The sequence below is a fragment of the Streptomyces sp. NBC_00647 genome (assembly GCF_045207245.1).
GTDB lineage: Bacteria > Actinomycetota > Actinomycetes > Streptomycetales > Streptomycetaceae > Streptomyces.
This window is the reverse complement of the sequence record NZ_CP109040.1, coordinates 6,179,138-6,204,401: the sequence shown is the minus strand read 5'-3', so window position 1 is coordinate 6,204,401 and position 25,264 is coordinate 6,179,138. Positions and strand designations below refer to the sequence as shown.

Annotated in this window: 22 protein-coding genes and 1 pseudogene; 8 read left to right on the top strand and 15 right to left on the bottom strand. The window is 70.5% G+C overall.

Features of this window, described 5'->3' with window-relative positions; translation table 11 throughout:
- Positions 1-255: 255 nt before the first annotated feature.
- Positions 256-1,332 carry a serine hydrolase domain-containing protein gene (locus OG788_RS27405; RefSeq protein ID WP_406374080.1) on the top strand — a complete coding sequence of 359 codons (1,077 nt, stop codon included), beginning with the start codon at positions 256-258 and terminating at the stop codon, positions 1,330-1,332.
- Between the two features lie 70 nt (positions 1,333-1,402).
- On the opposite strand, the gene OG788_RS27400 is transcribed toward OG788_RS27405, so the two are convergent.
- Entirely contained in the window at positions 1,403-3,109 is a 1,707-nt protein-coding gene (locus tag OG788_RS27400) for a glycerol-3-phosphate dehydrogenase/oxidase (RefSeq protein ID WP_351537769.1), read from the bottom strand.
- 269 nt (positions 3,110-3,378) lie between these two features.
- On the opposite strand from OG788_RS27400, the gene OG788_RS27395 reads away from it, so the two are divergent.
- On the top strand, positions 3,379-4,584 hold the full coding sequence (locus tag OG788_RS27395) for a nucleotide sugar dehydrogenase (RefSeq protein ID WP_406374078.1): 1,206 nt from the start codon (positions 3,379-3,381) through the stop codon (positions 4,582-4,584).
- 151 nt (positions 4,585-4,735) lie between these two features.
- The gene (locus OG788_RS27390; RefSeq protein WP_406374077.1) at positions 4,736-5,302 is read left to right on the top strand and encodes a hypothetical protein; all 567 of its coding nucleotides are present in this window, start codon (positions 4,736-4,738) and stop codon (positions 5,300-5,302) included.
- Between the two features lie 122 nt (positions 5,303-5,424).
- Here OG788_RS27390 and OG788_RS27385 read toward each other — a convergent pair whose 3' ends face one another.
- The 4 genes from OG788_RS27385 to OG788_RS27370 form a co-directional block, all read right to left on the bottom strand.
- Positions 5,425-6,549 carry a GuaB3 family IMP dehydrogenase-related protein gene (locus OG788_RS27385; protein WP_351537778.1) on the bottom strand — a complete coding sequence of 375 codons (1,125 nt, stop codon included), beginning with the start codon at positions 6,547-6,549 and terminating at the stop codon, positions 5,425-5,427.
- 135 nt (positions 6,550-6,684) lie between these two features.
- Positions 6,685-8,193, bottom strand: a complete 1,509-nt coding sequence (gene guaB / locus OG788_RS27380) for an IMP dehydrogenase (RefSeq protein ID WP_266761831.1) — start codon at positions 8,191-8,193, stop codon at positions 6,685-6,687.
- Between the two features lie 481 nt (positions 8,194-8,674).
- Complete coding sequence (locus tag OG788_RS27375) at positions 8,675-9,250, bottom strand: sigma-70 family RNA polymerase sigma factor (protein ID WP_315903658.1); 576 nt, start codon at positions 9,248-9,250, stop codon at positions 8,675-8,677.
- Between the two features lie 268 nt (positions 9,251-9,518).
- Complete coding sequence (locus tag OG788_RS27370; protein WP_003948568.1) at positions 9,519-10,130, bottom strand: response regulator transcription factor; 612 nt, start codon at positions 10,128-10,130, stop codon at positions 9,519-9,521.
- 389 nt (positions 10,131-10,519) lie between these two features.
- Here OG788_RS27370 and OG788_RS27365 point away from each other — a divergent pair, with 389 nt between their 5' ends.
- Positions 10,520-10,849: a WhiB family transcriptional regulator gene (locus tag OG788_RS27365; protein WP_351537783.1), complete on the top strand. Its 330-nt coding sequence runs from the start codon at positions 10,520-10,522 to the stop codon at positions 10,847-10,849.
- Positions 10,850-11,083: 234 nt separating this feature from the next.
- Here OG788_RS27365 and OG788_RS27360 read toward each other — a convergent pair whose 3' ends face one another.
- Positions 11,084-11,980 carry a LysR family transcriptional regulator gene (locus OG788_RS27360; RefSeq protein WP_385697273.1) on the bottom strand — a complete coding sequence of 299 codons (897 nt, stop codon included), beginning with the start codon at positions 11,978-11,980 and terminating at the stop codon, positions 11,084-11,086.
- Between the two features lie 79 nt (positions 11,981-12,059).
- On the opposite strand from OG788_RS27360, the gene OG788_RS27355 reads away from it, so the two are divergent.
- From OG788_RS27355 to OG788_RS27345, 3 genes are all read left to right on the top strand, one after another.
- Positions 12,060-12,728, top strand: coding sequence for an MOSC domain-containing protein (locus tag OG788_RS27355; RefSeq protein WP_406374074.1), 669 nt, complete (start codon positions 12,060-12,062; stop codon positions 12,726-12,728).
- 108 nt (positions 12,729-12,836) lie between these two features.
- The gene (locus tag OG788_RS27350; RefSeq protein ID WP_406374072.1) at positions 12,837-13,610 is read left to right on the top strand and encodes an SDR family NAD(P)-dependent oxidoreductase; all 774 of its coding nucleotides are present in this window, start codon (positions 12,837-12,839) and stop codon (positions 13,608-13,610) included.
- A gap of 127 nt (positions 13,611-13,737) precedes the next feature.
- Positions 13,738-14,445 carry an ester cyclase gene (locus OG788_RS27345; protein WP_406374071.1) on the top strand — a complete coding sequence of 236 codons (708 nt, stop codon included), beginning with the start codon at positions 13,738-13,740 and terminating at the stop codon, positions 14,443-14,445.
- Positions 14,446-14,581: 136 nt separating this feature from the next.
- Here OG788_RS27345 and groL read toward each other — a convergent pair whose 3' ends face one another.
- From groL to OG788_RS27325, 4 genes are all read right to left on the bottom strand, one after another.
- Positions 14,582-16,207 carry a chaperonin GroEL gene (groL, locus tag OG788_RS27340; RefSeq protein ID WP_351537794.1) on the bottom strand — a complete coding sequence of 542 codons (1,626 nt, stop codon included), beginning with the start codon at positions 16,205-16,207 and terminating at the stop codon, positions 14,582-14,584.
- A gap of 155 nt (positions 16,208-16,362) precedes the next feature.
- Positions 16,363-16,671 (bottom strand): co-chaperone GroES, encoded by a 309-nt coding sequence (gene groES, locus OG788_RS27335; protein WP_266761820.1) that lies wholly within the window; start codon positions 16,669-16,671, stop codon positions 16,363-16,365.
- A gap of 225 nt (positions 16,672-16,896) precedes the next feature.
- Positions 16,897-17,649: a polysaccharide deacetylase family protein gene (locus OG788_RS27330; RefSeq protein WP_406374069.1), complete on the bottom strand. Its 753-nt coding sequence runs from the start codon at positions 17,647-17,649 to the stop codon at positions 16,897-16,899.
- The gene (locus OG788_RS27325) at positions 17,646-18,611 is read right to left on the bottom strand and encodes a polysaccharide deacetylase family protein (protein WP_406374067.1); all 966 of its coding nucleotides are present in this window, start codon (positions 18,609-18,611) and stop codon (positions 17,646-17,648) included. The genes OG788_RS27330 and OG788_RS27325 overlap by 4 nt, the downstream gene beginning before the upstream one ends.
- 91 nt (positions 18,612-18,702) lie before the next feature.
- Between OG788_RS27325 and OG788_RS27320 the strand changes: the two genes are divergently transcribed.
- Entirely contained in the window at positions 18,703-19,896 is a 1,194-nt protein-coding gene (locus OG788_RS27320) for a THUMP-like domain-containing protein (RefSeq protein ID WP_351537806.1), read from the top strand.
- Here the strand turns inward: OG788_RS27320 and OG788_RS27315 are convergent.
- The 5 genes and pseudogenes from OG788_RS27315 to OG788_RS27295 form a co-directional block, all read right to left on the bottom strand.
- Positions 19,874-21,916, bottom strand: coding sequence for a cell wall-binding repeat-containing protein (locus tag OG788_RS27315; RefSeq protein ID WP_406374065.1), 2,043 nt, complete (start codon positions 21,914-21,916; stop codon positions 19,874-19,876). The genes OG788_RS27320 and OG788_RS27315 overlap by 23 nt on opposite strands.
- 175 nt (positions 21,917-22,091) lie before the next feature.
- Positions 22,092-23,369: an RNA polymerase sigma factor gene (locus tag OG788_RS27310; RefSeq protein ID WP_406374063.1), complete on the bottom strand. Its 1,278-nt coding sequence runs from the start codon at positions 23,367-23,369 to the stop codon at positions 22,092-22,094.
- A 63-nt stretch (positions 23,370-23,432) separates the two neighbouring features.
- Complete coding sequence (locus tag OG788_RS27305; RefSeq protein ID WP_351537814.1) at positions 23,433-23,789, bottom strand: YciI family protein; 357 nt, start codon at positions 23,787-23,789, stop codon at positions 23,433-23,435.
- Between the two features lie 162 nt (positions 23,790-23,951).
- Positions 23,952-24,529, bottom strand: a pseudogene (locus OG788_RS27300) (Uma2 family endonuclease).
- A gap of 58 nt (positions 24,530-24,587) precedes the next feature.
- Positions 24,588-25,064, bottom strand: a complete 477-nt coding sequence (locus OG788_RS27295) for a hypothetical protein (protein WP_406374061.1) — start codon at positions 25,062-25,064, stop codon at positions 24,588-24,590.
- Positions 25,065-25,264 lie beyond the last annotated feature (200 nt).

Below are 25,264 nucleotides of genomic sequence, written 5' to 3'. Positions count from 1 at the left end.
TCATGCAACCCGCCCTGACAGAGCCTTCATTGTCCCTCACCCGACAAGTGCCCAACGCCCTGGGGGCCCCTGGAACCGCAACAGCTCAGCCAATGAGACGCCGGGCCCCGGCCGACACCTCACCAACCGGCGCACACCGCGCAGACCGACCACCCGGCGGCCGGAGTCGCGCACACCGGCACCGTCCGCCCCCCTGCCCTACTCCTGGCACAGAAACGTGTCCCATGATGGGCCGCGACGAGGAAGGACCCGCCGATGCCGCAGCCCCGGACACCTCGGACACTCCTGGCCATACCCGTGTCCCTGGCGCTTCTCGGCATGGCCCAAACCGGCCTGCCGGGGCGGACCCCGACCTCCTCCCAAGGCCCCGTCACCGCTGCCTCGGACACCGCGCTCACCTCCCTCGTGACCCGTGGCGGCGCTCCTGCCGCCGCTCTGCTGGCCGACGAGGAGTCGGGTCCCCGCTTCACCGATGCCGGAAACGGAATGTCACGTTCCGATCATTTCCGGGCCGGCAGCATCACCAAGACCTTCATCGCGACGGTCGTCCTGCAACTCGCCGCCGAACACCGGCTGTCCCTGTCCGACTCCGTCGACGACCACCTGCCCGGTCTGGTGCGCGGTGCGGGCAACGACGGCCGCCGCATCACGCTGCGTGCCCTGCTCCGCCACACCAGCGGCCTCCACGACTTCACCTCGGTCACCCGGGGCGCCGTCCCCGTGACCCCGCTTCAGGCCGTACGCATCGCGCTCACCCACCCCCCGGCCCACCGGGGCCGCTTCGCCTACTCGAACACCAACTACGTGTTGCTCGGGATGATCGTCGAGCAGGTCACCGGTGACTCGTACGCCACCGAGACCGAGCGCCGCGTCATCACTCCCCTCGGTCTGACCGGCACCTCGTTCCCCGGTGCCAGCGCTTCCCTTCCCGCACCGCACGGCCGCGCGTACGCCGCCGACGGCTCCGACGTCACCGAGCTCGACCCGCGCGTGGCCGGCGCGGCGGGTGAGCTGGTGAGCACGCTGGCCGATCTGAACCGCTTCTACGCGGCCCTGCTCCGCGGCGAGCTGCTGCCCTCGCACTGGCTGCGCGAGATGCTCGACACCCGCGCCGCACACGGCTCGTACGGCATGGGGCTGTTCCCGGTGGAGCTGCCGTGCGGGACCACGGTGTGGGGCCACAACGGCCGTATCTCCGGCAGCTACGTGCGCAGCGCGGCCACCGTCGACGGACGCCGTGTCCTCACCTTCCGGGTGAACACGGACGGGGTCACGGACCCGACGCTCGAACCGGCCCTGCTCGCCGCCGAGTTCTGTCCCCGCCCCCCGTAGAACGGCCGGGCCGCGAGCGAAGATCCCAGCTCACCGCACCCGTTCGAGTGAGATGAGCGGGAACCTGCGGTCAGAACGACACGATGTCCGGCGCGCCCAGCCGCGCCGCGTCCGCCGTCAGATCGTCCGGCTGACGCTGGGACTCCCGCTCCGCCTCGACCCGCTTCTCGTAGTGCTCCACCTCGCGCTCGATCTGGTCCTTGTCCCAGCCGAGGACCGGCGCCATCAGCTCGGCGGCCTCACGGGCGCTGCGGGTGCCCCGGTCGAAGGTCTCGATGGAGATGCGGGTGCGCCGGGTCAGGACGTCGTCCAGGTGACGGGCGCCCTCGTGCGAGGCGGCGTAGACGATCTCGGCCCGGAGATAGTCCTCGGCGGCCGGCAGCGGCTCGCCGAGCGACGGGTCCTCCACGATGAGGTCGAGGAGTTCCTCCGCGAGCGACCCGTACCGGTTCAACAGGTGTTCCACACGCACCACATGGAGTCCGGTGCGGGCCGCGATCCGCGCTCGCGCGTTCCACAGCGCGTGATATCCCTCGGCACCGACCAGCGGGGTCTCCTCGGTGACGCATTCGGCGACCCGCTGGTCGAGGCCGTGCACCGCCTCGTCCACCGCGTCCTTGGCCATCACGCGGTAGGTCGTGTACTTGCCGCCGGCCACGACCACGAGTCCCGGCACCGGGTGGGCCACGGTGTGCTCGCGCGACAGCTTGCTGGTGGCGTCCGACTCTCCGGCCAGGAGCGGCCGCAGCCCCGCGTACACCCCCTGGACGTCGTCGCGGGAGAGCGGCACGGAGAGCACCGAGTTCACGTGCTCCAGCAGATAGTCGATGTCCGCGCTGGAGGCCGCCGGGTGGGCCTTGTCGAGGTCCCAGTCGGTGTCGGTCGTGCCGATGATCCAGTGGCGGCCCCACGGGATCACGAAGAGCACGGACTTCTCGGTGCGCAGGATCAGACCCGTGGTGGAGTTGATCCGGTCCTTCGGCACGACCAGATGGATGCCCTTGGACGCCCGCACGTGGAACTGGCCGCGCTCCCCGACCATCGCCTGGGTGTCGTCGGTCCACACACCCGTGGCGTTGACGACCTGCTTGGCACGGACCTCGTACTCGCCGCCGCCCTCGACGTCGCGCACCTTGGCACCGACCACCCGCTCGCCCTCGCGCAAAAAGCCGGTGACGCGCGCGCGGTTGGCGACCTTCGCGCCGTACGCGGCGGCCGTGCGCACCAGCGTCGCCACATAGCGGGCGTCGTCCATCTGCGCGTCGTAGTACTGCAGGGCGCCGATCAGCGCGTCCTTCTTCAAGGCCGGTGCGACGCGCAGGGCGTGGCGGCGGCTCAGATGACGGTGGGTGGGCAGTCCGCGTCCGTGGCCGCGGGCCATCGACATGGCGTCGTACAGCGCGACGCCGGAGCCGGCGTACAGCCGCTCCCAGCCCTTGTGCTGGAGGGGGTAGAGGAACGGGACGGGCTTCACCAGATGCGGTGCCAGCCGTTCGAGCAGCAGGCCGCGCTCCTTCAGGGCCTCACGGACGAGCGCGAAGTCGAGCATCTCCAGATACCGCAGACCGCCGTGGATCAGCTTGCTGGATCTGCTCGACGTGCCAGATGCCCAGTCACGCGCCTCGACCAGGCCGGTGGACAGACCGCGTGTCACGGCGTCCAGCGCGGTGCCCGCGCCGACCACGCCCGCTCCCACGACCAGCACGTCCAGCTCGCCCTCGGCCATTCCCGCAAGTGACTCGGCGCGCTCCGCCGGCCCCAGTGTCGCTGTCCTCACCGCTGCCTCCCGCTGTTGTCGCGCTGGCCGCACCTGTCCGGCGACGCCCGGCTCACATCCCCCTGCCCAAAGTCTGACCGTCTTGCCCCTCATCGGCCACCGTCCGTCCGCAGCCTGTGGACAACTCTCGGCGACGCGCAGGGAATCTTGATCGATCAATCCCGTAAATCGGTCATATTTACTCCTAGTCTGACATTGCTCTCGCCCATCCTGTCCACAGGGCTTGCGCACCTGTCCCGCATCGGTTACTGGGAAGGACGGCCCACTCCATGCCCGCAGACCTCGCCGTCATCGGACTCGGTCATCTCGGCCTGCCCCTGGCCCAGGCCGCCGTCGCCGCCGGCATCTCCACCCTCGGCTACAAAACAGGGCCGGAGGGCGGCTCCCTCACCCCCGCAGAACTGCGCCGGATGCTCTCGGGGGGCTTCCGGCCGGCCACCAACCCGGCCGAGCTGGGCCGCGTACGCACCGCCGTCATCTGCGCCCCGACCCCGCGGGGCGCGGACGGCACCCTGGACCTCGGCCAGGTGGAAGCGGCCGCCCGCACACTGGCCGCCCAGCTGCGCCCGCACACCACCGTGATCCTGGAATCGGCGGTACATCCCGGCACCACCGAAGAATTCCTCCGTCCGCTCCTCGAAGCGGGCTCCGGACTGCGCGCGGGGCGCGATTTCCACCTCGCCTATTCGCCCAGCCGGGTCGATCCCGGCAACCGAGACTTCACCCCCGCGAACACACCGAAGGTCATCGGCGGCCTCACCCCGGCGTGCACCGAGTCGGCCGCCGCCTTCTACGGGCGGCTCACCGACAAGGTCGTACGCGCGCGCGGGCCCCGCGAGGCGGAGACCGTGCAGGTCCTGGAGACCAACTTCCGGCACGTCAACATCGCGCTCGTCAACGAGATGGCCGTGCTCTGCGACGACCTGGGCGTGGACCTGTGGGACGTCATCCGCTGCGCGGAGACCAAGCCGTTCGGCTTCCAGGCGTTCCGGCCCGGACCGGGAATGGGCGGGCACGGGATCGCCCAGGACCTCGGCACATCGGGGCGCCCGCTCCGGATGGTCGAACTCGCCCAGCAGGTCAACAACCACATGCCCCAGTACGTCATCCAGCGCGCCGCCACGCTGCTCAACGAGCACGGGAAGTCCGCCCGTGCCGCGCGCGTGCTCCTCCTCGGCGTCACCTACAAGGCGGACATCGCCGATCAACAGGGCGCTCCCGCCCACGAGATCGCCGTACGCCTGATGGAACTCGGCGCGTCCGTCAGCTATCACGACCCGCACGTCCCGGCCTGGAGCGTCCTCGGGCGGCCCGTGCCGCGCGCGGACTCCCTCTACGAGGCCGCGGCCCACGCCGACCTGACGATCCTGCTCCAGCAGCACCGCACGTACGACCTACAAGGACTGTCCGTGAAGGCCCAACTCCTCCTGGACACAAGGGGAGCGACCCCGACCGGCGCGGCCCACCGGCTCTGACCCCTGAAATCCCCTCACGGGTTGTCACTCCCGACTGCTAATGTGCGGCAGCTCTCGCACACACGTGCGCCCACGTCCCGGGCGCCCGCAGGTGTGTGCCCGCATCCCACGCGCACACCACAGCTGCGCCCACATCCCTGGGGGGAACCACATGAGTCAGTCGACGCCGCCGTCCGGTCCACCGGTCGACAACAACCCGTACGCGGGCGCGCCCACCGATCAGCCGCCCGTCCCGCAGCAGGGTGTCCCGCAGGGCGCGCCCCAGCCGGGCTTCCCCGTCGCCCCCTTCGCCCCGGCCGCCCCGGCCGCCCCGGTGCGCAACAACTTCGCGCTCGGTCTCGTCGCCGCCCTCGGCGCCGGCGTGGTCTCCGCGGTCCTGTACGGCCTCGTCATCGGCCTCACCAAGCACGAGATCGGTTACGCCGCCGTCGGCGTCGGCTTCCTCGTCGGCATCGCAGCGGGCCGCGTCGGCGGTCGCAGCCAGACCCTGCCGGTGGCCGCCGTGCTCCTGTCCGTCGGCGCGATCTACCTCGGCCAGCTGATCGGCGAGGCCATGATCATCGCCAAGCAGTACAGCGTCGGCTTCAGCGAGGTCTTCTTCGACCACCTCGACGTGGTCCAGGAAGCTTGGAAGGCCGAGGCCGACCCGCTGACCTTCGTCTTCTTCGCGGTCGCGGCGTACGTGGCCTTCCAGAGCACCCGCAAGGCCGGTCTCTGACGGTGCCCTCGCGGGCGTCTCACGGACGACCTCATGGGTGAAGGGCCCGTCCACCACTCGGTGGACGGGCCCTTCACACGTACAGACGTACAGGCCGTACGGGAGACGTACAGGCGTACGGACTAGCGCTTGTGCTGCGAGTCCGCGACCGTCACCTCGACGCGCTGGAACTCCTTGAGCTCGCTGTAGCCGGTGGTGGCCATGGCACGGCGGAGGGCGCCGAAGATGTTCATCGAGCCGTCGGGGATGTGCGACGGGCCGGTGAGGATCTCCTCGATGGTGCCGACGGTGCCGAGGTCGACCTTCTTGCCGCGCGGCAGCTCCTCGTTCACCGCCTCCATGCCCCAGTGGTGGCCACGGCCGGGCGCGTCGGTGGCGCGCGCGAGCGGGGAGCCCATCATCACGGAGTCGGCGCCGCAGGCGATCGCCTTGGGGAGGTCGCCGGACCAGCCGACACCGCCGTCGGCGATGACGTGCACGTACCGGCCGCCGGACTCGTCCATGTAGTCACGGCGGGCCGCGGCGACGTCCGCGACCGCGGTGGCCATCGGGACCTGGATGCCCAGCACATTGCGCGTGGTGTGCGCGGCGCCGCCGCCGAAACCGACGAGGACACCGGCCGCGCCGGTGCGCATCAGGTGCAGCGCCGCGGTGTACGTGGCGCAGCCGCCGACGATCACCGGGACGTCGAGCTCGTAGATGAACTGCTTCAGGTTCAGCGGCTCGGCGGCACCGGAGACGTGCTCGGCCGAGACCGTCGTGCCGCGGATGACGAAGATGTCCACGCCCGCGTCGACGACGGCCTTGGAGAACTGCGCCGTGCGCTGCGGGGACAGGGCGGCGGCGGTGACGACGCCTGCGTCGCGCACCTCCTTGATGCGCTGCCCGATCAGCTCCTCCTTGATGGGAGCCGCGTAGATCTCCTGGAGCCGGCGGGTCGCGGTCTCCGAGTCCAGCCCGGCGATCTCGTCCAGCAGCGGCTGCGGGTCGTCGTACCGCGTCCAGAGGCCTTCCAGGTTCAGGACGCCCAGGCCGCCCAGCTCACCGATACGGATCGCGGTGGCCGGGGAGACGACCGAGTCCATCGGGGCGGCCAGGAAGGGCAGCTCGAAGCGGTAGGCATCGATCTGCCAGGCGATCGAGACCTCCTTCGGGTCCCGCGTACGGCGGCTCGGGACGACGGCGATGTCGTCGAAGGCGTACGCCCGGCGGCCGCGCTTGCCGCGCCCGATCTCGATCTCAGTCACGTTGTGGCCTTTCCGTCTTCGCTTCTGCGCTCCCAGTATCCCCGACGCCTACGGCAAGGGCGGCCCCGGAACCTCCGGGACCGCCCTTGCCGGGGGCTCCACGCACGCGTGGAGCCCGTTCGCGTGTACGGGTGACTACTTGTTGCGGCTGTAGTTCGGCGCCTCGACCGTCATCTGGATGTCGTGCGGGTGGCTCTCCTTGAGACCCGCCGAGGTGATCCGGACGAACCGGCCGCGGTCCTGGAGCTCGGGCACGGTGCGGCCGCCGACGTAGAACATCGACTGACGCAGACCGCCGACCAGCTGGTGGACGACCGCGGAGAGCGGGCCGCGATAGGGCACCTGGCCCTCGATGCCCTCGGGGACGAGCTTCTCGTCGGAGGCGACACCCTCCTGGAAGTAGCGGTCCTTGGAGAAGGAGCGCTGCTCTCCACGGGACTGCATGGCGCCCAGGGAGCCCATGCCGCGGTACGACTTGAACTGCTTGCCGTTGATGAACATCAGCTCACCCGGGGACTCCTCGCAGCCGGCGAGCAGCGAGCCGAGCATCACGGTGTCGGCGCCCGCGACCAGGGCCTTGGCGATGTCGCCGGAGTACTGGAGGCCACCGTCGCCGATGACCGGGACACCGGCCGCCTTGGCGGCGAGCGACGCTTCGTAGATGGCCGTGACCTGCGGTACGCCGATGCCGGCGACCACGCGGGTCGTACAGATGGAGCCCGGGCCCACGCCGACCTTGATGCCGTCGACGCCCGCGTCGATGAGCGCCTGCGCGCCGTCACGGGTGGCGATGTTGCCGCCGATGACGTCCACGCCGGAGGAGTTCGACTTGATCTTGGCGACCATGTCGCCGACCAGGCGGGAGTGGCCGTGCGCGGTGTCGACGACGATGAAGTCGACGCCCGCCTCGATCAGGGCCTGGGCACGCTCGAACGCGTCGCCCGCGACACCGACGGCCGCGCCGACCAGCAGACGGCCCTCGCCGTCCTTGGCGGCGTTCGGGTACTTCTCCGCCTTGACGAAGTCCTTGACGGTGATGAGGCCCTTGAGCACGCCCGCGTCGTCGACCAGCGGAAGCTTCTCGATCTTGTGGCGGCGCAGCAGCTGCATCGCGTCGTTGCCCGAGATGCCGACCTTGCCGGTGACCAGCGGCATCGGCGTCATGACCTCGCGCACCTGGCGCGAGCGGTCGGTCTCGAACGCCATGTCACGGTTGGTGACGATGCCGAGCAGCTTGCCGCCGCCGTCGGTGACCGGCACACCGGAGATGCGGAACTTGGCGCAGATCGCGTCGGCCTCGCCGAGCGTGGCGTCCGGGTGCACGGTGATCGGGTCGGTCACCATGCCGGACTCGGAGCGCTTCACCAGGTCGACCTGGTTGGCCTGGTCCTCGATGGACAGGTTGCGGTGCAGAACACCGACGCCACCCTGGCGGGCCATCGCGATCGCCATGCGCGACTCGGTGACCTTGTCCATGGCGGCGGACAGCAGCGGGATGTTGACCCGGACGTTCTTCGAGATGTGCGAGGCGGTGTCGATCTGGTCGGGCGCCATGTCCGACGAGCCCGGCAGCAGCAGCACGTCGTCGTAGGTCAGCCCGAGTGTCGCGAATTTGGCGGGCACTCCGTCGACGTTGGCAGTCATGACACCTTCCCCAAATGGCCTTGATCGGTGCGGATGTCCATGCTAACGGGAAGCATGGCTCTCTCATTCCACGGTTGCGGGTGGGCTTCGGCTTCGTATGTTCGTACGGGATGGATGTCGTCACCGTTCAGACCCGTGCCCGGAGCGGGCGTCGGGGCCACGCCGGGGCCACCGCGCCCGGTCCTGTCTCGCCGGACGGCCCCCGCCTCCGTGGTGGAGGGGAACCCGCCGTGCGCCCTGGCCGGGACCAGCGGCAACGTCATCGGGGTTCCCGCCCTTCCCCGCCGTTCGCGGGGAAAATTCGCGGGAAAAAGGGACCCGCCGTGATGGAAAGCGAGCCCGCGCCACCCGGCTGGGCGACGGCGGGCACCACGGGAGAAGACCGTCGACACCACCGGAGGACACCGTTGCGGACGGGCCCCGATCGGTACGGCGGGGACACCGCGCACCGGCCGCGCGTCACCACGACCGGCCGAAATCCCTACTGCTCCGCCAGCGCCCGCAGCCGGCTCAGCGCCCGGTGCTGGGCCACCCGGACGGCGCCCGGTGACATTCCCAACATCTGGCCCGTCTCCTCGGCCGTGAGGCCCACCGCGATGCGCAGAAGAAGCAGCTCGCGCTGATTCTCGGGGAGATTGGCCATGAGTTTCTTGGCCCATTCGGCGTCACTGCTGAGCAGCGCGCGCTCCTCCGGGCCGAGAGAGTCGTCGGGCCGCTCCGGCATCTCGTCGGAGGGAACGGCCGTGGACCCCGGATGACGCATCGCGGCGCGCTGGAGGTCGGCGACCTTGTGCGCGGCGATCGCGAAGACGAACGCCTCGAAGGGGCGCCCGGTGTCTTTGTAGCGCGGCAGCGCGAGGAGCACCGCGACGCAGACTTCCTGCGCCAGGTCCTCCACGAAGTGCCGCGCGTCGCCCGGAAGCCGGGACAGACGGGCACGGCAGTAACGCAGCGCGAGCGGATGTACGTGGGCGAGCAGGTCGTGTGTGGCCTGCTCGTCGCCGTCGACCGCGCGATGGACGAGCGCACCGATCCCCGTCGTCTCGTCTTCACGCATCGGTCCATGGTGCCTTGGCGTCGTCCTGTCCGTGGCACCGCGTCCATAGTTGTGCACCGAAGCGTTATGAGCAGGTGCGCCGGAACTCATCTCCTGCGCCCTCCCCTTCCGCTCGACCGACTTGTCCCCAAGGAACTCCACACCTCAAGGATGCGGCATCCGCCGGGAAACGGGGATCGGACACCGAAGAGGCTCTCTCCGAGGGCCCGGCCCCACCCGCCGTCCGGCGGGCAGGGACTACTTCCGTCATACCCTCGAGGCGGCTCACCTAGCGGACCAGGCCCCACCGGAATCCGAGCGCGACCGCGTGCGCCCGGTCCGAGGCGCCGAGCTTCTTGAAGAGCCGCCGGGCGTGGGTCTTGACCGTGTCCTCCGAGAGGAACAGCTCACGGCCGATCTCCGCGTTCGAGCGGCCGTGGCTCATGCCCTCGAGCACTTGGATCTCACGCGCGGTGAGCGTGGGCGCCGCGCCCATCTCCGCCGAGCGCAGTCTGCGCGGCGCGAGTCGCCACGTGGGGTCGGCGAGCGCCTGGGTCACGGTGGCGCGCAGCTCCGCCCGTGAGGCGTCCTTGTGCAGATAGCCGCGGGCGCCGGCGGCGACGGCGAGTGCCACACCGTCCAGGTCCTCGGCGACGGTGAGCATGATGATGCGCGCACCGGGGTCGGCGGACAGCAGCCGCCTGACCGTCTCGACGCCGCCCAAACCGGGCATGCGTACGTCCATCAGAATCAAATCCGAACGGTCGGCACCCCAGCGGCGGAGGACTTCCTCGCCGTTGGCCGCCGTCGTCACACGCTCGACACCGGGCACGGTCGCGACCGCACGGCGGAGCGCCTCTCGGGCAAGCGGGGAGTCGTCGCAGACGAGGACGGATGTCATGGCCGTCCTCCGCAGCTGATGCGCGTCACCTTGAGCCTCCAGGCTGTTACGAATCGTCACCTGTGCGGTCGACACTCGCCGGCGGATCTGACCGCCGGCCCGAGCGCTTGTTCCTTCAACCGCCTCAGCCATCTCAACGATGGTCACTCGAAAGAGTTACGGGGCAGTCGGCCGTCATCGGCACTGTACGTGAGGGTGCGGACACGGTGCAGACATGCGCGCCGACCCTCAACGTTTCATCACAACCCATGCCCCATTTAGCCTGTTTTCTTCCCATTTGCTGGTGTCTGAGGCTAGATTCGCAATGAGTCATATTTTCATCTCCTTAGATCGTAGATGTACGGTCGGTGGGCACAGAGCAGCCCAGAACGGCAACAAGGGGACACGCAATGGCAGATTTCTCCCGCCTTCCCGGTCCGAACGCGGACCTCTGGGACTGGCAGCTCCTCGCGGCCTGCCGCGGGGTCGACAGCTCGCTCTTCTTCCACCCGGAGGGCGAGCGTGGTGCGGCACGGAGCGCTCGTGAGAACTCGGCCAAAGAGGTCTGCATGAGATGCCCGGTGCGCGCGGAGTGCGCGGCACACGCGTTGGCGGTGCGCGAACCGTACGGCGTGTGGGGCGGACTGACCGAGGACGAGCGCGAAGAGCTCATGGGACGGGCACGCAACCGACTGGTCTCGGCATCGACCACCGGAAGCAGTCCCGCTTCGAACACCTGAAGGAACGTTTCTGCTCTGACGGCGCGTGCCGGGTGGACGCGTACACGGCACAGAGGGACCGCGTGCCGGGCGGACGCGTTCCGGGCGGACGCGTACCCGGCGGAGACGGACACGGCAGGGACGGACACGGCAGGGAGAGATACGTCGGGCACGTACGCGTGCCCCCGCTTCACGACGCGACGGGAGCCGTGCGTCCGCGGTAGCCGGTAGCCGGTGGCCCCCGGAGAGAGGCCGCTAGCGGGCCGCCGCCCGCGCCAGCCGGTCCAGCGTCGCGGCCACCGCGGGCACCGCGGCGAGATCCGGGAGGGTGAGGGCGACGATCTCGCGGCGCACCGCGGGCTCCACCGTCACGGTGCGCGCCCCCTTCGGGCGTACGGACTCGATCGCGAGCTCCGGAAGGACGGCGACGCCGAGGCCCGCGCCCACCAGTCCGACCACGGCCGGATAGTCGTCGGTGGCGAAGTCGATGCGGGGCTCGAAGCCGGCACCGCGGCAGACCTCGACGAGCTGGCCACGGCAGCGCGGACAGCCCGCGATCCACGGCTCCCCGGCGAACTCGCCGATCGCCACGGACTCCGACCGCGCGAGCCGGTGCCCCTCGGGCACCAGGCCGACGAGGCGGTCCATCAGCAGCGGCCGTACGACGAGGTCGTCCCACTCCTCGACGCCCGGCGCCCCCTCGTAGCGGAACGCGAGCGCGATGTCGCAGTCGCCGGCCCGGAGCTTCTCGACGGACTCGGGCGGTTCGGCCTCCTCCAGGGACACACGGGTGCCCGGGTGAGCGGCGCGCAGCGCGGCGAGAGCCGTGGGGACAAGGGTGGAGCTGCCGCTGGGAAACGACACCAGCCGGACCCGGCCCGCGCGCAGACCGGCGATCGCGGCGACCTCCTCCTCGGCGGCGGTGAGACCGGCCAGGATGCTCGCCGCGTGCTTGACCAGGGCCTCGCCCGCCTGGGTGAGGCGCATCTCGCGGCCCGTCCGGACGAGCAGGGGGGTGCCCACGGACGACTCCAGGGCCTTCATCTGCTGGCTGACGGCGGGCTGGGTGCAGCCCAGCTCGCGGCCCGCCGCCGAGAAGGATCCGGTGGTGGCGACGGCGCGCAGGACACGGAGATGACGGGCCTCGATCACCTTTTGAGCATAAGCGAATCTTGGATGCAGCGGGAAATATCGCATCGACGCTTTGGGCTGTATCGCCTAGCTTGGTGCCATGAAGCTTCTGTCGCTCAACGTCGGCCGGGCGCGGGCCGTCGAGTACACGGACCAGCCGGAGGGCGTGACCGGCATCGACAAGCGGCCGGTCGACGGGCCGCTGCGGGTGACGGCACCGGGCCTCAGAGGGGTCGGCGGGAGCGGGCTCGCCGGGGACGCGATCTGTCACCTGCGCCATCACGGCGGTGACGACCAGGCCGTGTACGCGGTCGCGCGCGAGGACCTCGACGACTGGGAGCGCGAGCTCGGCCGGACCCTGCCGAACGGCGTGTTCGGCGAGAACCTCACGACGTGGGGGCTCGACGTGTCCGGCGCGCTGATCGGCGAACGCTGGCGGATCGGTTCCGAGGTCGTCCTGGAGGTCACCTCCGGGCGGATCCCCTGCCGCACCTTCCAGGGGCACCTCGGTGAGAAGGGCTGGGTGAAGCGGTTCACGCGGCGGGGCGCGCCCGGCGCGTATCTGCGGGTGATCGAGCCCGGCGAGATCCGCTCCGGGGACCCGATCGAGATCGCGCACCGGCCCGGCCACGACGTCACCGTCGCCATCCAGTTCCGCGCCTCGACGACCGAACGGGAGCTGCTGCCAAGGCTGTTGGCGGCGGGCGACGCACTGCACCCGGAGAGCCGGGCGGCGGCGCGGGAGTACGTGGCGAAGTACGGCGGTTAGGGGCCGCCCCGGCCCCGGCCGAGCGGGGTGCGGAGAACTCGTGGAACCCGGTCGGACGTTGGGCGGCACCGGCCACCGGGCGGCCGGGCCGGTCACTAATCTTGCGCCATGACAACGGCTCTGATTACGGGATCGACCGCGGGAATCGGTGCCGCCTTCGCACGGCGGCTGGCGGCGGACGGGCACAACCTCGTGCTGGTGGCGCGGGACACGAAGCGGCTGCGGGAGCAGGCGACCGAGCTGCACGACCGGCACGGCATCGAGGCGGAGGTGCTCACGGCGGACCTGGCGACGGACGAGGGCATCGAAGCGGTGGCCGCCCGCCTGTCCGACCGCAGGAACCCGGTCGACCTGCTGGTCAACAACGCCGGCTTCGGCAACAAGGGCCGCTATCTGGACGTTTCGATGGCGGACGAGCTGAAGATGCTCAAGGTGCACTGCGAGGCGGTGCTCCGGCTGACGTCGGCGGCGACCGAGGCGATGCGCGAGCGCGGCCGGGGCGGCGTCGTCAACGTCGCGTCGGTGGCCGCGTTCGTGCCGCGGGGCACGTACGGGGCGTCGAAGGCGTGGGTCGTGCAGTTCACGCAGGGCGCGGCGAAGGATCTCGCGGGCAGCGGCGTGCGGTTGATGGCGCTGGCTCCCGGCTTCGTGCGCACCGAGTTCCACGAGCGGGCCGGCATGGGCACGGACAACATCCCGAACTGGATGTGGCTCGACGCCGACAAGCTGGTCGCGGCGGCACTCGCCGATCTGGCGCGCGGCCGGACCCTGTCCATTCCGGACCCGCGTTACAAGGCGCTGATGGGCGTGGTGAAGGTGACGCCACGGGCGCTGCTGGGCGGGATCACGTCGAGGACCGGGCGGAAGTACGGCCCCCAGTAAGGGCGATCACGCAGGTCGCGCGGTTCGCGCGGCAGGCGCTCGCACGTCTCGTGCGGTGGGTGGTGTCGCCCCTCCGGTGGGAGGATTGAGGGTGAATCAACCGGACCAGGGGGCCGGAGGCGGCGCCATGACATTCGTACAGTTGATTGACTGTAGAACCAGTCGGTTCGACGAGATGAACCGGCTGATGGACACCTGGGTCGAGAAGACCAAGGGGAAACGGACCGCGACGCACAGCGTCATCGGCAAGGACCGTGCCGACGCGAGCCACTTCGTGGAGATCGTCGAGTTCCCGTCGTACGAAGACGCGATGCGGAACTCGAAGCTTCCGGAGACCGACACGATCTTCCAGGAGATGGTGGCGCTCTGCGACGGGATGCCGACGTTCACGGACCTGGACGTGGTGCGCGACGAGCAGCTCTACGCGACGAACGTCCGCATGTACTTCGACATGCTGGCGGGCCCGGGTGAGCTGGGGCCGCTCAACGGGCTGATGGCGGAGAGCTATCACGACCACGATCCCGCCAACGAGCAGGACACCATCGGGCTCGACGCGGTGCGGCGCGAGATCGAGATGTGGCGCGGCGGCTTCGACTTCGCGTTCACCGTCGAGGACCAGATCACGGAGGGGGACCGCGTCTGCACGCGGTGGACCTGGAACGGCACGCACACGGGCGACTTCATGGGGATGCCGGCGTCCGGGAAGCAGGCCTCCATGACCGGCACGACCATCTTCCGGTGCGGGGAGGACGGAAAGATCGTCGAGGGCTGGTGGCAGTACGACCGGCTGGGCCTGATGGCCGGGCTCGGTGCGCTGGACGCGCTGGAGGGCTGACCGCTCCGCGCGCGCCGGACGGACAGTCCCTGGGCAACAGCCTCGGAAACGAGGGAGGTCCCCGTTCCTGATGGAACGGGGACCTCTTCACGGCGTCACGCCTCGGTGGGCGCGGCCGTCCTCATGACGTCGTGCGTCAGTGGGAGTGCCCGTGGCCGCCGTGACCGGCGTCGCCCTCGTCCTCGGCCGGCTTCTCGACGACCAGGGTCTCGGTCGTGAGGAGCAGGGAGGCGATGGAGGCGGCGTTCTCCAGGGCGGAGCGGGTGACCTTGACCGGGTCGATGACGCCGGCCTTGACCAGGTCGCCGTACTCGCCGGTGGCGGCGTTGAAGCCCTGGCCCTTGTCGAGCTCGGCGACCTTGGAGGTGATGACGTAACCCTCCAGGCCGGAGTTCTCGGCGATCCAGCGCAGGGGCTCGACGGCGGCGCGGCGGACGACCGCGACACCCGTGGCCTCGTCGCCGGTCTTGCCGAGGTTGCCCTCGAGGACCTTGACGGCGTGGACCAGCGCGGAGCCACCACCGGAGACGATGCCCTCCTCGACCGCGGCGCGGGTCGCGGAGATGGCGTCCTCCAGACGGTGCTTCTTCTCCTTGAGCTCCACCTCGGTGGCGGCGCCGACCTTGATCACGCACACGCCGCCGGCCAGCTTCGCGAGGCGCTCCTGGAGCTTCTCGCGGTCCCAGTCGGAGTCCGTGTTCTCGATCTCGGCCTTGATCTGGTTGACGCGGCCGACGACCTCGTCGGAGCTGCCGCCACCGTCGACGATCGTGGTGTCGTCCTTGGTGACGGTCACGCGGCGGGCGCTGCCGAGCACGTCCAGGCCGACCTGGTCGAGCTTGAGGCCGACCTCCTCGGCGATGACCTGACCACCGGTGAGGGTGGCGATGTCGCCGAGCATGGCCTTGCGACGGTCACCGAAGCCGGGGGCCTTCACGGCGACGGCGTTGAACGTGCCGCGGATCTTGTTCACGACCAGGGTCGACAGGGCCTCGCCCTCGACGTCCTCGGCGATGATCAGCAGCGGCTTGGAGGCGTTCGACTGGATGACCTTCTCCAGCAGCGGCAGCAGGTCCTGGATGGAGCTGATCTTGCCCTGGTGGATGAGGATGTACGGGTCGTCGAGGACGGCCTCCATACGCTCCTGGTCGGACACCATGTACGGGGACAGGTAGCCCTTGTCGAAGGCCATGCCCTCGGTGAAGTCCAGCTCCAGACCGAAGGTGTTGGACTCCTCGACGGTGATGACACCGTCCTTGCCGACCTTGTCCATCGCCTCGGCGATGAGCTCGCCGACCTGCGGGTCCTGGGCGGACAGACCGGCGACGGCCGCGATGTCGGACTTCTCGTCGATCGGGCGCGCGGTGGCGAGGAGCTCGTCGGAGACCGCCTTGACGGCCGCGTCGATGCCCTTCTTCAGCAGCGCCGGGGAGGCTCCCGCGGCGACGTTCTTCAGGCCCTCGCGCACGAGCGCCTGGGCGAGCACGGTGGCGGTGGTCGTACCGTCACCCGCGATGTCGTTGGTCTTGGTCGCCACCTCCTTCACCAGCTGCGCACCGAGGTTCTCGAACGGGTCCTCGACCTCGACCTCACGGGCGATGGTCACGCCGTCGTTGGTGATGGTGGGGGCGCCGAACTTCTTGTCGATGACGACGTTGCGGCCCTTGGGGCCGATCGTCACCTTCACCGTGTCGGCAAGCTTGTTGACGCCGCGCTCGAGGGCGCGACGGGCGTCCTCGTCGAACTTCAGGATCTTCGCCATGGGAGCGGTTCAGCCCTCTCGGAAAACTTGGGAGAAACGAACGGCGCCCCCAGCGCCCGGTTCATCAAAGGTAGCGGGGGCCAGGGGCGCAGTTCACTGCAATGCTTGGTGCGGGGTTGTCCGGGGGAAGCCCCCGGACGCCCTTACCGGGTGAATTACTTCTCGATGATCGCGAGCACGTCGCGAGCCGAGAGGACGAGGTACTCCTCGCCGTTGTACTTCACCTCGGTGCCGCCGTACTTGCTGTAGAGCACGATGTCGCCGACGGCGACGTCGAGCTCGACACGCTTGCCGTCCTCGATGCGACCCGGGCCCACGGCCAGGACGACGCCCTCCTGGGGCTTCTCCTTGGCGGTGTCCGGGATGACCAGGCCAGAGGCCGTGGTCTGCTCGGCGTCGAGCGGCTGGACCACAATGCGGTCCTCGAGCGGCTTGATGGCAACCTTGGAGCTGGTGGTCGTCACGATCCGACCTCCCCCTTCGGAGATCTCACGGGGTTAACTGTCTGAGGTGGCGACCAGGTGGATCCGTCGTCGCGGGTGCCGGATCTTCCTGTCGCTATTGGCACTCTCCAGGGGGGAGTGCCAGACCTGAGACTATGACTGCGATTAGCACTCGGTCAAGCGGAGTGCCAAAGGCGTCGGCGTGGCGTGGCCCGGAAGGTGCCGGAGCGTGGCGAACGGGCGCCCCTAGAGGTAGTTCTCCAGCCGGGCCGGCGTGAAGCCCTCCGCCTGGATGCGCCGGAGCAGCCGGACCGTGGCGTCCGTGAGATCGGGTTCGCCGAAGCCGCAGAGGATGTCGCCCGGCCTGAGCCGGTGGGCGTCGGCGGCGCGGCCGAGGACGATCGCGGCGACCCCGCAGTCGGCGGCGGCGCGCAGGGTGGTGCTGTCGTATCTGCCGTAGGGGGGCCGCAGCAGCCGGGGCCTGATGCCGAAGCGCTGCCGGAGCTTGTCCTGCTGTCCGCAGATCTCGGCGCGCTGGCCGGCATAGGGCAGGCCGCGCAGGGAGGCGTGGTCGAGGGTGTGGTTCTGGACGCTCGCGCCGACCGCGCGCAGCCGGGCGAAGTGCCCGTACCCCGGCCCGATGACACGGTCCGTGAGGAACACGCTGACCGGGAGCCGCAGTTCGCGGACCATGTCGACGAACCGGGGATCGCGCTCCACCCCGTCGTCGTACGTCAGGAAGACCACCTTGTCGCGGGTGCGCACATGGTCCACGACGGGCGGCAGTCCCGGACCCGCGGTGCGTGCGGTGGTCCGGGCGGGCGCCTTCGGTGGCGCGGCGAGCGGGCTGGCCAGGCCCCAGCGGCGGTACGCCGTCTCCTGCGGACGCACCCGCTGGGCCGCCTTCTTGCCCAGCCGCTCGATGGGGTCGACGGACTGCGCGCAGCCACCGAGCAACACCGCCGCGAGCAGTACGGCGATCACCGCCCGCACCCTCACAGGTAGTCCTCGAGGCGCGCGACCGCGTACCCCTTGCCGGTGACCGTCTTCAGGAAGCGGCGGACCATGTCGGGCATGGTGCCCTTCCAGTCCTCGCGGCCCCGGAAGTGGGTGAGGACGATGTCGCCGGGGTGCAGGTCCTGGTCGTCGTCGCGGTACTCCCAGTGGTCGACGAAGACTTCCTCGTTCCAGATGGGCGCGTACTCGACGCCGCAGGACTTGGCGGCGCGCAAGGTGTCCTGGTCGTAGTTGCCGTACGGCGGGCGGAAGAGGACCGGGCGCTTGCCGAACTGCTTCTTCATCACGTCCTGCATGCCGCAGATCTCGCGCTTCTGCCGCGCGTAGGACAGCGCGGGCAGATAGGGGTGGTGCAGCGTGTGGTTGTTGAGGGTGATGCCTCGGTCGCGCATCTTCCGGAAGTACCCGTAGTCGTCCTTGACCAGGTAGTCGCTGAGGAAGGCGGTGTACGGGATCTTCAGGTCGCTCATCATCCGCAGGAACGCGGGGTCCTTCTCCTCGCCGTCGTCGATGGTGAGGAAGACGACCTTGTCCTTGGTGGGGACGGTCGTGAAGACCGGCGGCAGCCCCAGCTCCTCCTGGCCGTCGACCTCGAACCCCTTGCGGGCCTCGATGGCCGGCTTCCTGGCGGGCGGCGCCGGGGGTGTCAGCGGCACCTCGGCGAGTCCCCAGCGCTTGGCGGCGGCGACCCGCCGGGCCTGCGCCAGCCGGAGCCGGGAGGCGTACGCGTCGAGGGCGCGGGCCGGGGGCGCCTGGAGCCGGACCTGCCGACCGTGGGCCGGCTTGGCGGCGTCGGCGTCGGCGTCGGAACCGGGGGCGGAGCCGGAGCCGGAGCCGGTCTCGGCACAGCCGGAGACGAGGAGGGCGAGGGCGAGCACGCCGACTCCCCAGCGCGCACCGGCCCCGTTTGTGCCGTTTTTATCATTTTGTCGCACGGGTCGCATGGAGCCGGATCCTCCCAGGTCACCGCCCTCCCCCAGGCCCCGACACCGCCGCCGGAAGCACACCGTCCACCGACTGGCCCACAATGGCCGGGTGAACGACGTCTCCTTCGCCTCCCTCCTCACCGCCGAGGGCCGCGCCCTGCTCGACGAGGTCCGCGCCACCGAACCGGCACAGGAGCTGGCCGTCGCCACCCGACTGCGCCGCGAGCACCCCGCCGAACTGGTCTCGGCGGCCCTCGGACAGGCCCGGCTGCGGCAGCGGGCGGCGGCGAAGTTCGGGGCCGAGGACGCCGGACGGATGTTCTTCACCCCGAACGGGGTCGAGCAGTCCACCCGGACGAGCGTGGCGGTCCACCGCGCCCAGCGGCTGCGCGCCCTGGGAGTCCGGTCCGTCGCCGATCTCTGCTGCGGCATCGGCGGCGACGCGATCGCGCTGGCCCGCGCCGGAATCCGCGTCCTCGCCGTCGACCGTGATCCGCTGACGGCCGCCGCCGCCCGCGCGAACGCCGACGCGCTGGGGCTCACGGACCTGATCGAGGTGCGCGAGACGGACGTCACCGAGGTGGACACCTCTTCGTACGACGCGGTCTTCGTGGACCCGGGGCGCCGGGGCGGCCGAGGCCGGATCTTCGACCCAGAGTCCTACTCGCCACCGCTGTCCTGGGCCGTCGGGGCGGCCCTGCGGGCTCCGGTCGCCGCGCTGAAGATCGCCCCCGGCATCCCGCACGAGGCGATCCCCGCCGAGGCGGAGGCCGAGTGGATCTCGGACGGCGGCGACGTGAAGGAGGCGGTCCTGTGGTTCGGCACGGAGCCGGGCCTGGTACGCGCCACCCTGCTGCCGGGCCCGCGCGAGCTGCGCGGACGCGGGCTGCCCGATCCGGCGGTACGGGCGGTCGGACGCTATCTGTACGAGCCGGACGGCGCCGTCATCCGCGCGCACCTCGTCGCCGAGGTGGCCGAGGACCTGGACGGCGGGCTGGTCGACGAGACGATCGCCTACGTCACGGCCGACGAGCTGCGCCCGACGCCGTACGCGTCCGCGTACGAGATCACCGACCGACTCCCCTTCAACGTCAAGAAGTTGAAGGCGCTGCTCCGGGAGCGGGAGGTCGGCGTCCTGACCGTGAAGAAGCGCGGATCGGCCGTCGAGCCGGAGGAGCTGCGGCGCAAGGTGAAGCCGCAGGGCCCCCGCTCCGCGACGGTGTTCCTGACCCGGGTGGCGGGCGCCCCGACCATGCTGGTGGGGGCACCCGCGACACCGTCTACTGGTGGTGGACCGTCTTGAGGGGTGCCAGGTTCGGCTCGGCGCCGACCGGGCCCGACCTCACGACCGTCGCGGCCTGACCGCCGTTCGTGCGGAGCGTGAAGGTGCTCTGCCGCGAACTCGTGGGCTCCAGGCCGTTGTAGTACGGGTGGTACACGAACTGGCTGCTGCTCGCGCTGATCGAGGCGCCCGCGGTGTCCAGCGCGCCCGACGCGATCGACCCGCTGCCGCCGAAGCCGACCACGAACTGCGTGCTCGCGGACTCGCGCAGCAGATAGCTCTTGGCCTCGCTCGACAGAGTGTCGCGCGAGGTCCACAGGACGGGTCCGAAGACGTTCATCGCCGCACCGGCCGACACGCCGCCACGCCAGGTGTTCGTGTAGGCGAGGGCGGCCTGGCTCGGCGCGCTCCACCAGAACTTGGCGACGGCCGCGGAGGTGCCCTCGTTGGTGCTCGCCGTGATCGGGTAGTACGTGTACGTCGACGGCCACTTGGAGAAGGAGGTGTGCGTCAGCGCGTACTTCGCCGAGGCACCCACCGTGATGATCATGGTGCTCTTCGGGCTCAGGCTGTTGAGGTACGCCTTCACCGAATCGGTCAGCTTGTTGCCGTCGTTGAGGACGACGCTGCCCGCGCTGCTCGTGCCGTCCGCCCCGGCCGCGGCGGCCGCCGCGAGCGCCGAGTGGTAGTCGGTGCCGGTGGCCAGGAACACGTACTTCGGCGCGCTGGTCACGGACTTCGCCACCGCGACCGAGGTCGAGTACCGGGACGTTCCCGCCAGCCGCTTCGGCGTGAAGCCGAGCGCGGTCACCTGCGAGGAGACCGCGCTGCTGAGGATGGACGTGCCGCCGATGAGGTAGACGTTCGCGCCCGGCTTCAGCACCCGCTTCAGCTCGGCCTTCGTCGCGGAGGACAGCCCGCTCTTCGGGGTCATCAGCACCGGACCGTGCTTCTTGCCGGCGAGTGCGGGTGCGGTGAGCGAGTACGCCTCGGAGTCCTGGTTGATCAGCACCGCGGCCTTGGCGTCCATCAGGCCCGGCACGCTCCCGCCGACCGTGTTCCAGGTCCAGCGCGAGGAGGCCGTGCCGGTGGCGTAGGTGTCGGCGCCCCAGACCCGGCCGGTGCCGTTCTTGCGCAGCGGCTGCCAGCTGGGGTTGGGGCCGAAGTTGCCCTCCGGATGATCCGCGACCTTGGTGAGCTCACCGGTGGCCAGGTCCGCGTACTCGGTGGTGTGCACGTCGGAGCTGTCGCCGGAGGTGTGGGCGTCGAAGATGATCCGCTTGCCGGTGGGCGACCAGGACGGGTTCGCGTAACCGCGGGAGTCGCTGGTGATCTGCCGGACATCCGTGCCGTCCGCGTTCGCCGTGAAGAGCTGCGACAGTCCGCCGTCGACGTTCCGGACGAACGCCAGCTTGGTGCCGTCCGGTGAGTAGGCGGGCTGCTCGGCGTCGGTCAGCACCCGCTTGACCGTGTTCGCCGTCGACTCGTAGACCCAGACGCCGTCGTTGTCGTAGCAGCCGTAGTTCTTGCGCCGCTCGAACGCCACCAGACCGGTCGGGCTCACGGTCGGGTCGTTGTCACAGACGGTGGACGGTTCCTGGGTCGCCGTCAGCAGCGGGCGGGGCGCCCACGAGCCGTCGGAAGGGCCGTAGGCGAGCTGGCCACCGGTCGAGAAGACGACGTAACGCCCGCCCCACCAGAAGGTCAGGTCCTCGTACGAGGCGCTGGACCGCACCCCTTCCGCCCAGGGCAGGGTGATCTTCGAGGCGCCGCTCGGCCTGATGCTCGAGATCTGGCTCCAGGCGGTGATGAGCCGGCTGCCGTCCGGCGCCCAGGCGGCGTCCCACCCGGCCTGATTGGGAACCTCGGTGGCCTTGCCCGTGGCGGGATCGATCAGGAGCGGGCCGTCCACGAGGATCTTGCCCTCGGTGCCCGGCCAGGGCCCGGCATCGTCGGCGACGGCACCCGGAGCCGTCGCCAAGGTGGCCGCGGCGAATGCCGCCGCGGTCGCGAGCGCCGTACCACCGCGGCGCTTGAACATGCTCAAAGTGACCCCCCATGGATCAGAAACGTCGAATTGCCGCTCACTCGCCGGGCCGACGCCCCTCCCCCAGAGGCTCACAGCCGCGTCATGGCAGCCGGGTCACTGTAGTTCCTGGAGGGACCAGGGGGAACAGAGTTACGAGAGGGCTCCGCACGGGCCGCCGTGCGGCGGGTCAGTCGCACTCCCGCGCCCGTGCCTCCAGCAGTTCGCGCTCCCGTTCGTTGCGCGCCAGCGAGGCCGCCCGCTCGAACTCCGCCCGCGCCAGAGCCGTACGTCCGAGCCGGGCGAGCAGATCACCGCGCACGCTCGGCAACAAGTGATAGTCGCGCAGGGCGGGTTCGCCGGCGAGGGCGTCGACGATCTCCAGGGCGGGGCCGGGCCCGTCGGCCATCGAGACGGCCACGGCGCGGTTCAGCTCGACGACCGGGGAGGGCGTGCGGGCCGCCAGCAGGCCGTACAGGGTGGCGATCCGCTGCCAGTCCGTGTCCTCGTACGTGTAGGCCTGCGCGTGGCAGGCGGCGATGGCGGCCTGGAGCGCGTACGGCCCCGGGCTGCCGGTGGCGACGGCGCTGGAGCGGCCCAGCGCGGTGAAGCCCCGGCGGATCAGCATGCGGTTCCAGCGGCGGCGGTTCTGGTCCTTGAGGAGGACGGGTTCGCCGGCGGGCCCGGTGCGCGCGGCCGCCCGGGACTCCTGGAGCTCCAGCAGGGCGGCGAGCGCGTGCACCTCGGGTTCCTTGGGCATCAGCTCGGCGAGCACCCGGGCCAGCCGGAGCGCGTCCTCGCACAGCGCCGGACGGAGCAGGTCGTCGCCCGCCGTGGCCGCGTACCCCTCGTTGAAGACGAGGTAGATGACCTCCAGTACGGACCCGAGCCGGACTTCGCGTTCGGGGCCGTACGGGACCTCGAAGGCGACCCCCTTGGCCGCCAGCGTCCGCTTGGCCCGCACGATGCGCTGGGCGACCGTGGCCTCCGGGACGAGGAAGGCGCGGGCGATCTCGGGCGTGGTCAGACCGCCGAGGAGCCGCAGGGTGAGCGCGATGCGGGCCTCGGCGGACAGGACGGGATGGCAGGCGGTGAAGACCAGGCGGAGCAGGTCGTCGTCGATGTCGTCCGGATCGGCGGGTTCGTCGAGGTGGTGCGGTGCCGACAGCGAGAGGTCCCGTCCGACCTCCTCCAGCTTGCGCGCGTAGCGCTCCCGGCGGCGTACGAGGTCGATCGCCCGGTGCTTGGCCGTGGCCATGAGCCAGGCGCCCGGGTTGTCCGGCACTCCGTCCCGCGGCCACTGCTCCAGCGCCGCGACCAGGGCGTCCTGGGCGAGTTCCTCGGCGATGCCGACGTCACGGACGATCCGGGCGACGCCCGCGATGATGCGGGGGGACTCGATGCGGAAGATGGTCTCGACGGCCGTGTCGACGCCGCCGGCGGGCGCTGGGGTGGGCTGCTGTTCCACAGCACACCATCAGACACCCGCGGCGGCGTCAGGCCAAGGAGACCGCTCAGGCCGAGGAGCCGCTCAGCCCCCGGCGATCTCCCGCACCTCGCAGGTGACCGTCCAGAACTCCTCGTGCACCTTCAGGAACCGCTTGGTCCACTCCACGGCCTCGGCCATGTCCTTGCACTGCATGATCGCGTAGCCGCCGACGACCTCCTTGGACTCGGTGAAGGGACCGTCGGTGACGGACAGCTGCCCACCCGACCAGTGGACGCGCTTGCCCTGCGCGGTGGGCGTCAGGCCATCGGTCTCGAGCATGACGCCCGCCTTGGTGATCTCCTCGATGAGCTCGCCCATCCGCTGCATCAGCTCGGGGCTGGGCCCCTCGGCGGGCGCGGTGCTCTCGTCGATCTGGACCAGCGAAAGATAGCGGGGCATGGTGACTCCTCGTGTCTGTGGTGCCTCGGAGGCGGGGCTTCCCCCTGCCTCTCACCCGTGCGTCGAACGGGAGACACCTGCTTCGACACCGTCCCCGGATTTCTTTGGATCCTTTCTCCGGGCAGGCCCGGATGGATCAATCGGAGGAACCGGGGATTCGGGTCAGTCGGCGAAGTCCTTGAGTTTCTGCGTGTCCAGCGTGAACCCGACCGGATCCGGCAGCTCGACCACCGCTCCGAACGCCCGGGTGGTGAGAGAGCGGTAGACGCCACCCTCGGGATCGCAGTGCACGGTCACGCTGGCCGTGTCCCGGTCGACGAGGAGGTAGACGGGGATTCCGGCGGCCGCGTATCCGTCGGGCTTCTCGATCCGGTCACGCCGGTCGGCGTCCCGGTCGTGCGAGGTGACCTCGACGACCATCAGGACACCCGAGGGCTCGGACCACTCGCCCTTCCGGCGAAGTACTCCTCGGGCGCCAGCGCTCCGGCCGGCCGGGCGCGCCCCTTGCGATACGCCTGGACCTGGAGGCCTTGTTCCGGGAAGAGGAAAAGTTCGGGGCGGTACTGCATGCACCGCTTGAGGAGCCAGGCGACGATCTGAGCGTGATTGCCGTCCGGCATGGGCTTGACCCCGATCTTTCCGTTCAGGAATTCCAGCCGCGCCGACTCGGGCGCGTGACGAGCGAGCTCCTCGAACTCCTCGACGAGCATCTGGGGCCGGTCGGACGTGCTGGGGGTCATGGCGTCGCCTCCTCCCGTCCATCCTGCCCCGGTCAGGGCGGACCGTGCTGCAAGGTCGTCATGTGCCTGCTCCTTTCTCGGCCTTCTCCGTGCGGGTCCCGGTACGCAGAGCGGCGCGCAGCCGTCCGGCATGGGCGCGCACCTCGTCGGCCGCGAGGGCGGGCCGCCCGCCCCGGCACACCCCGCACAACCCGCCCCGCAGCGCGTGACCGTCCCCGCCCGGCTCCCCGCACGCCGTGCACACCACCTCGTAGCGGGGTGCCGGTGGCTGCGGCTCGGGCCGCGGGGGCAGCTTGGCGAGGAGCCGGGCGCGTACGAAGGCGTACGCGTGGGCCACGCGCTCAGGGAGCCCCGCCGTCAGCGCCTGGACGAGCTGCGGCTCGCCCGCGCCCCGCGCGAACCACTCGGCGGCCTCCCCCTCCAGTGCCGCGCACTCCCCCGCCGACAGCGTCAGCCGGGCGTCGATCCGACCGAGCCGGGCCAGCGCGCTGTACGCCGTCGAGCGCGCCGCCGCTGCCACGGGACGCTCGGTCACGGGCGTCTCCCCGGCAAGAAGGGCGTTCCACCAGGTGTCGTCGTGCGCGGTGCGCGAGAAGAAGGTGTGCCAGACCCAGCGGGGCAGCCGTCCACGGTGACGGGGCGGCGCACCCTGCGCAAATGGCCTGCCGCGGAAAGGTTGTTGAGGGCCGTGGAGAGGGCGCACTGGCCGTACGGGACGTGCTTGGCGAGGGTCTT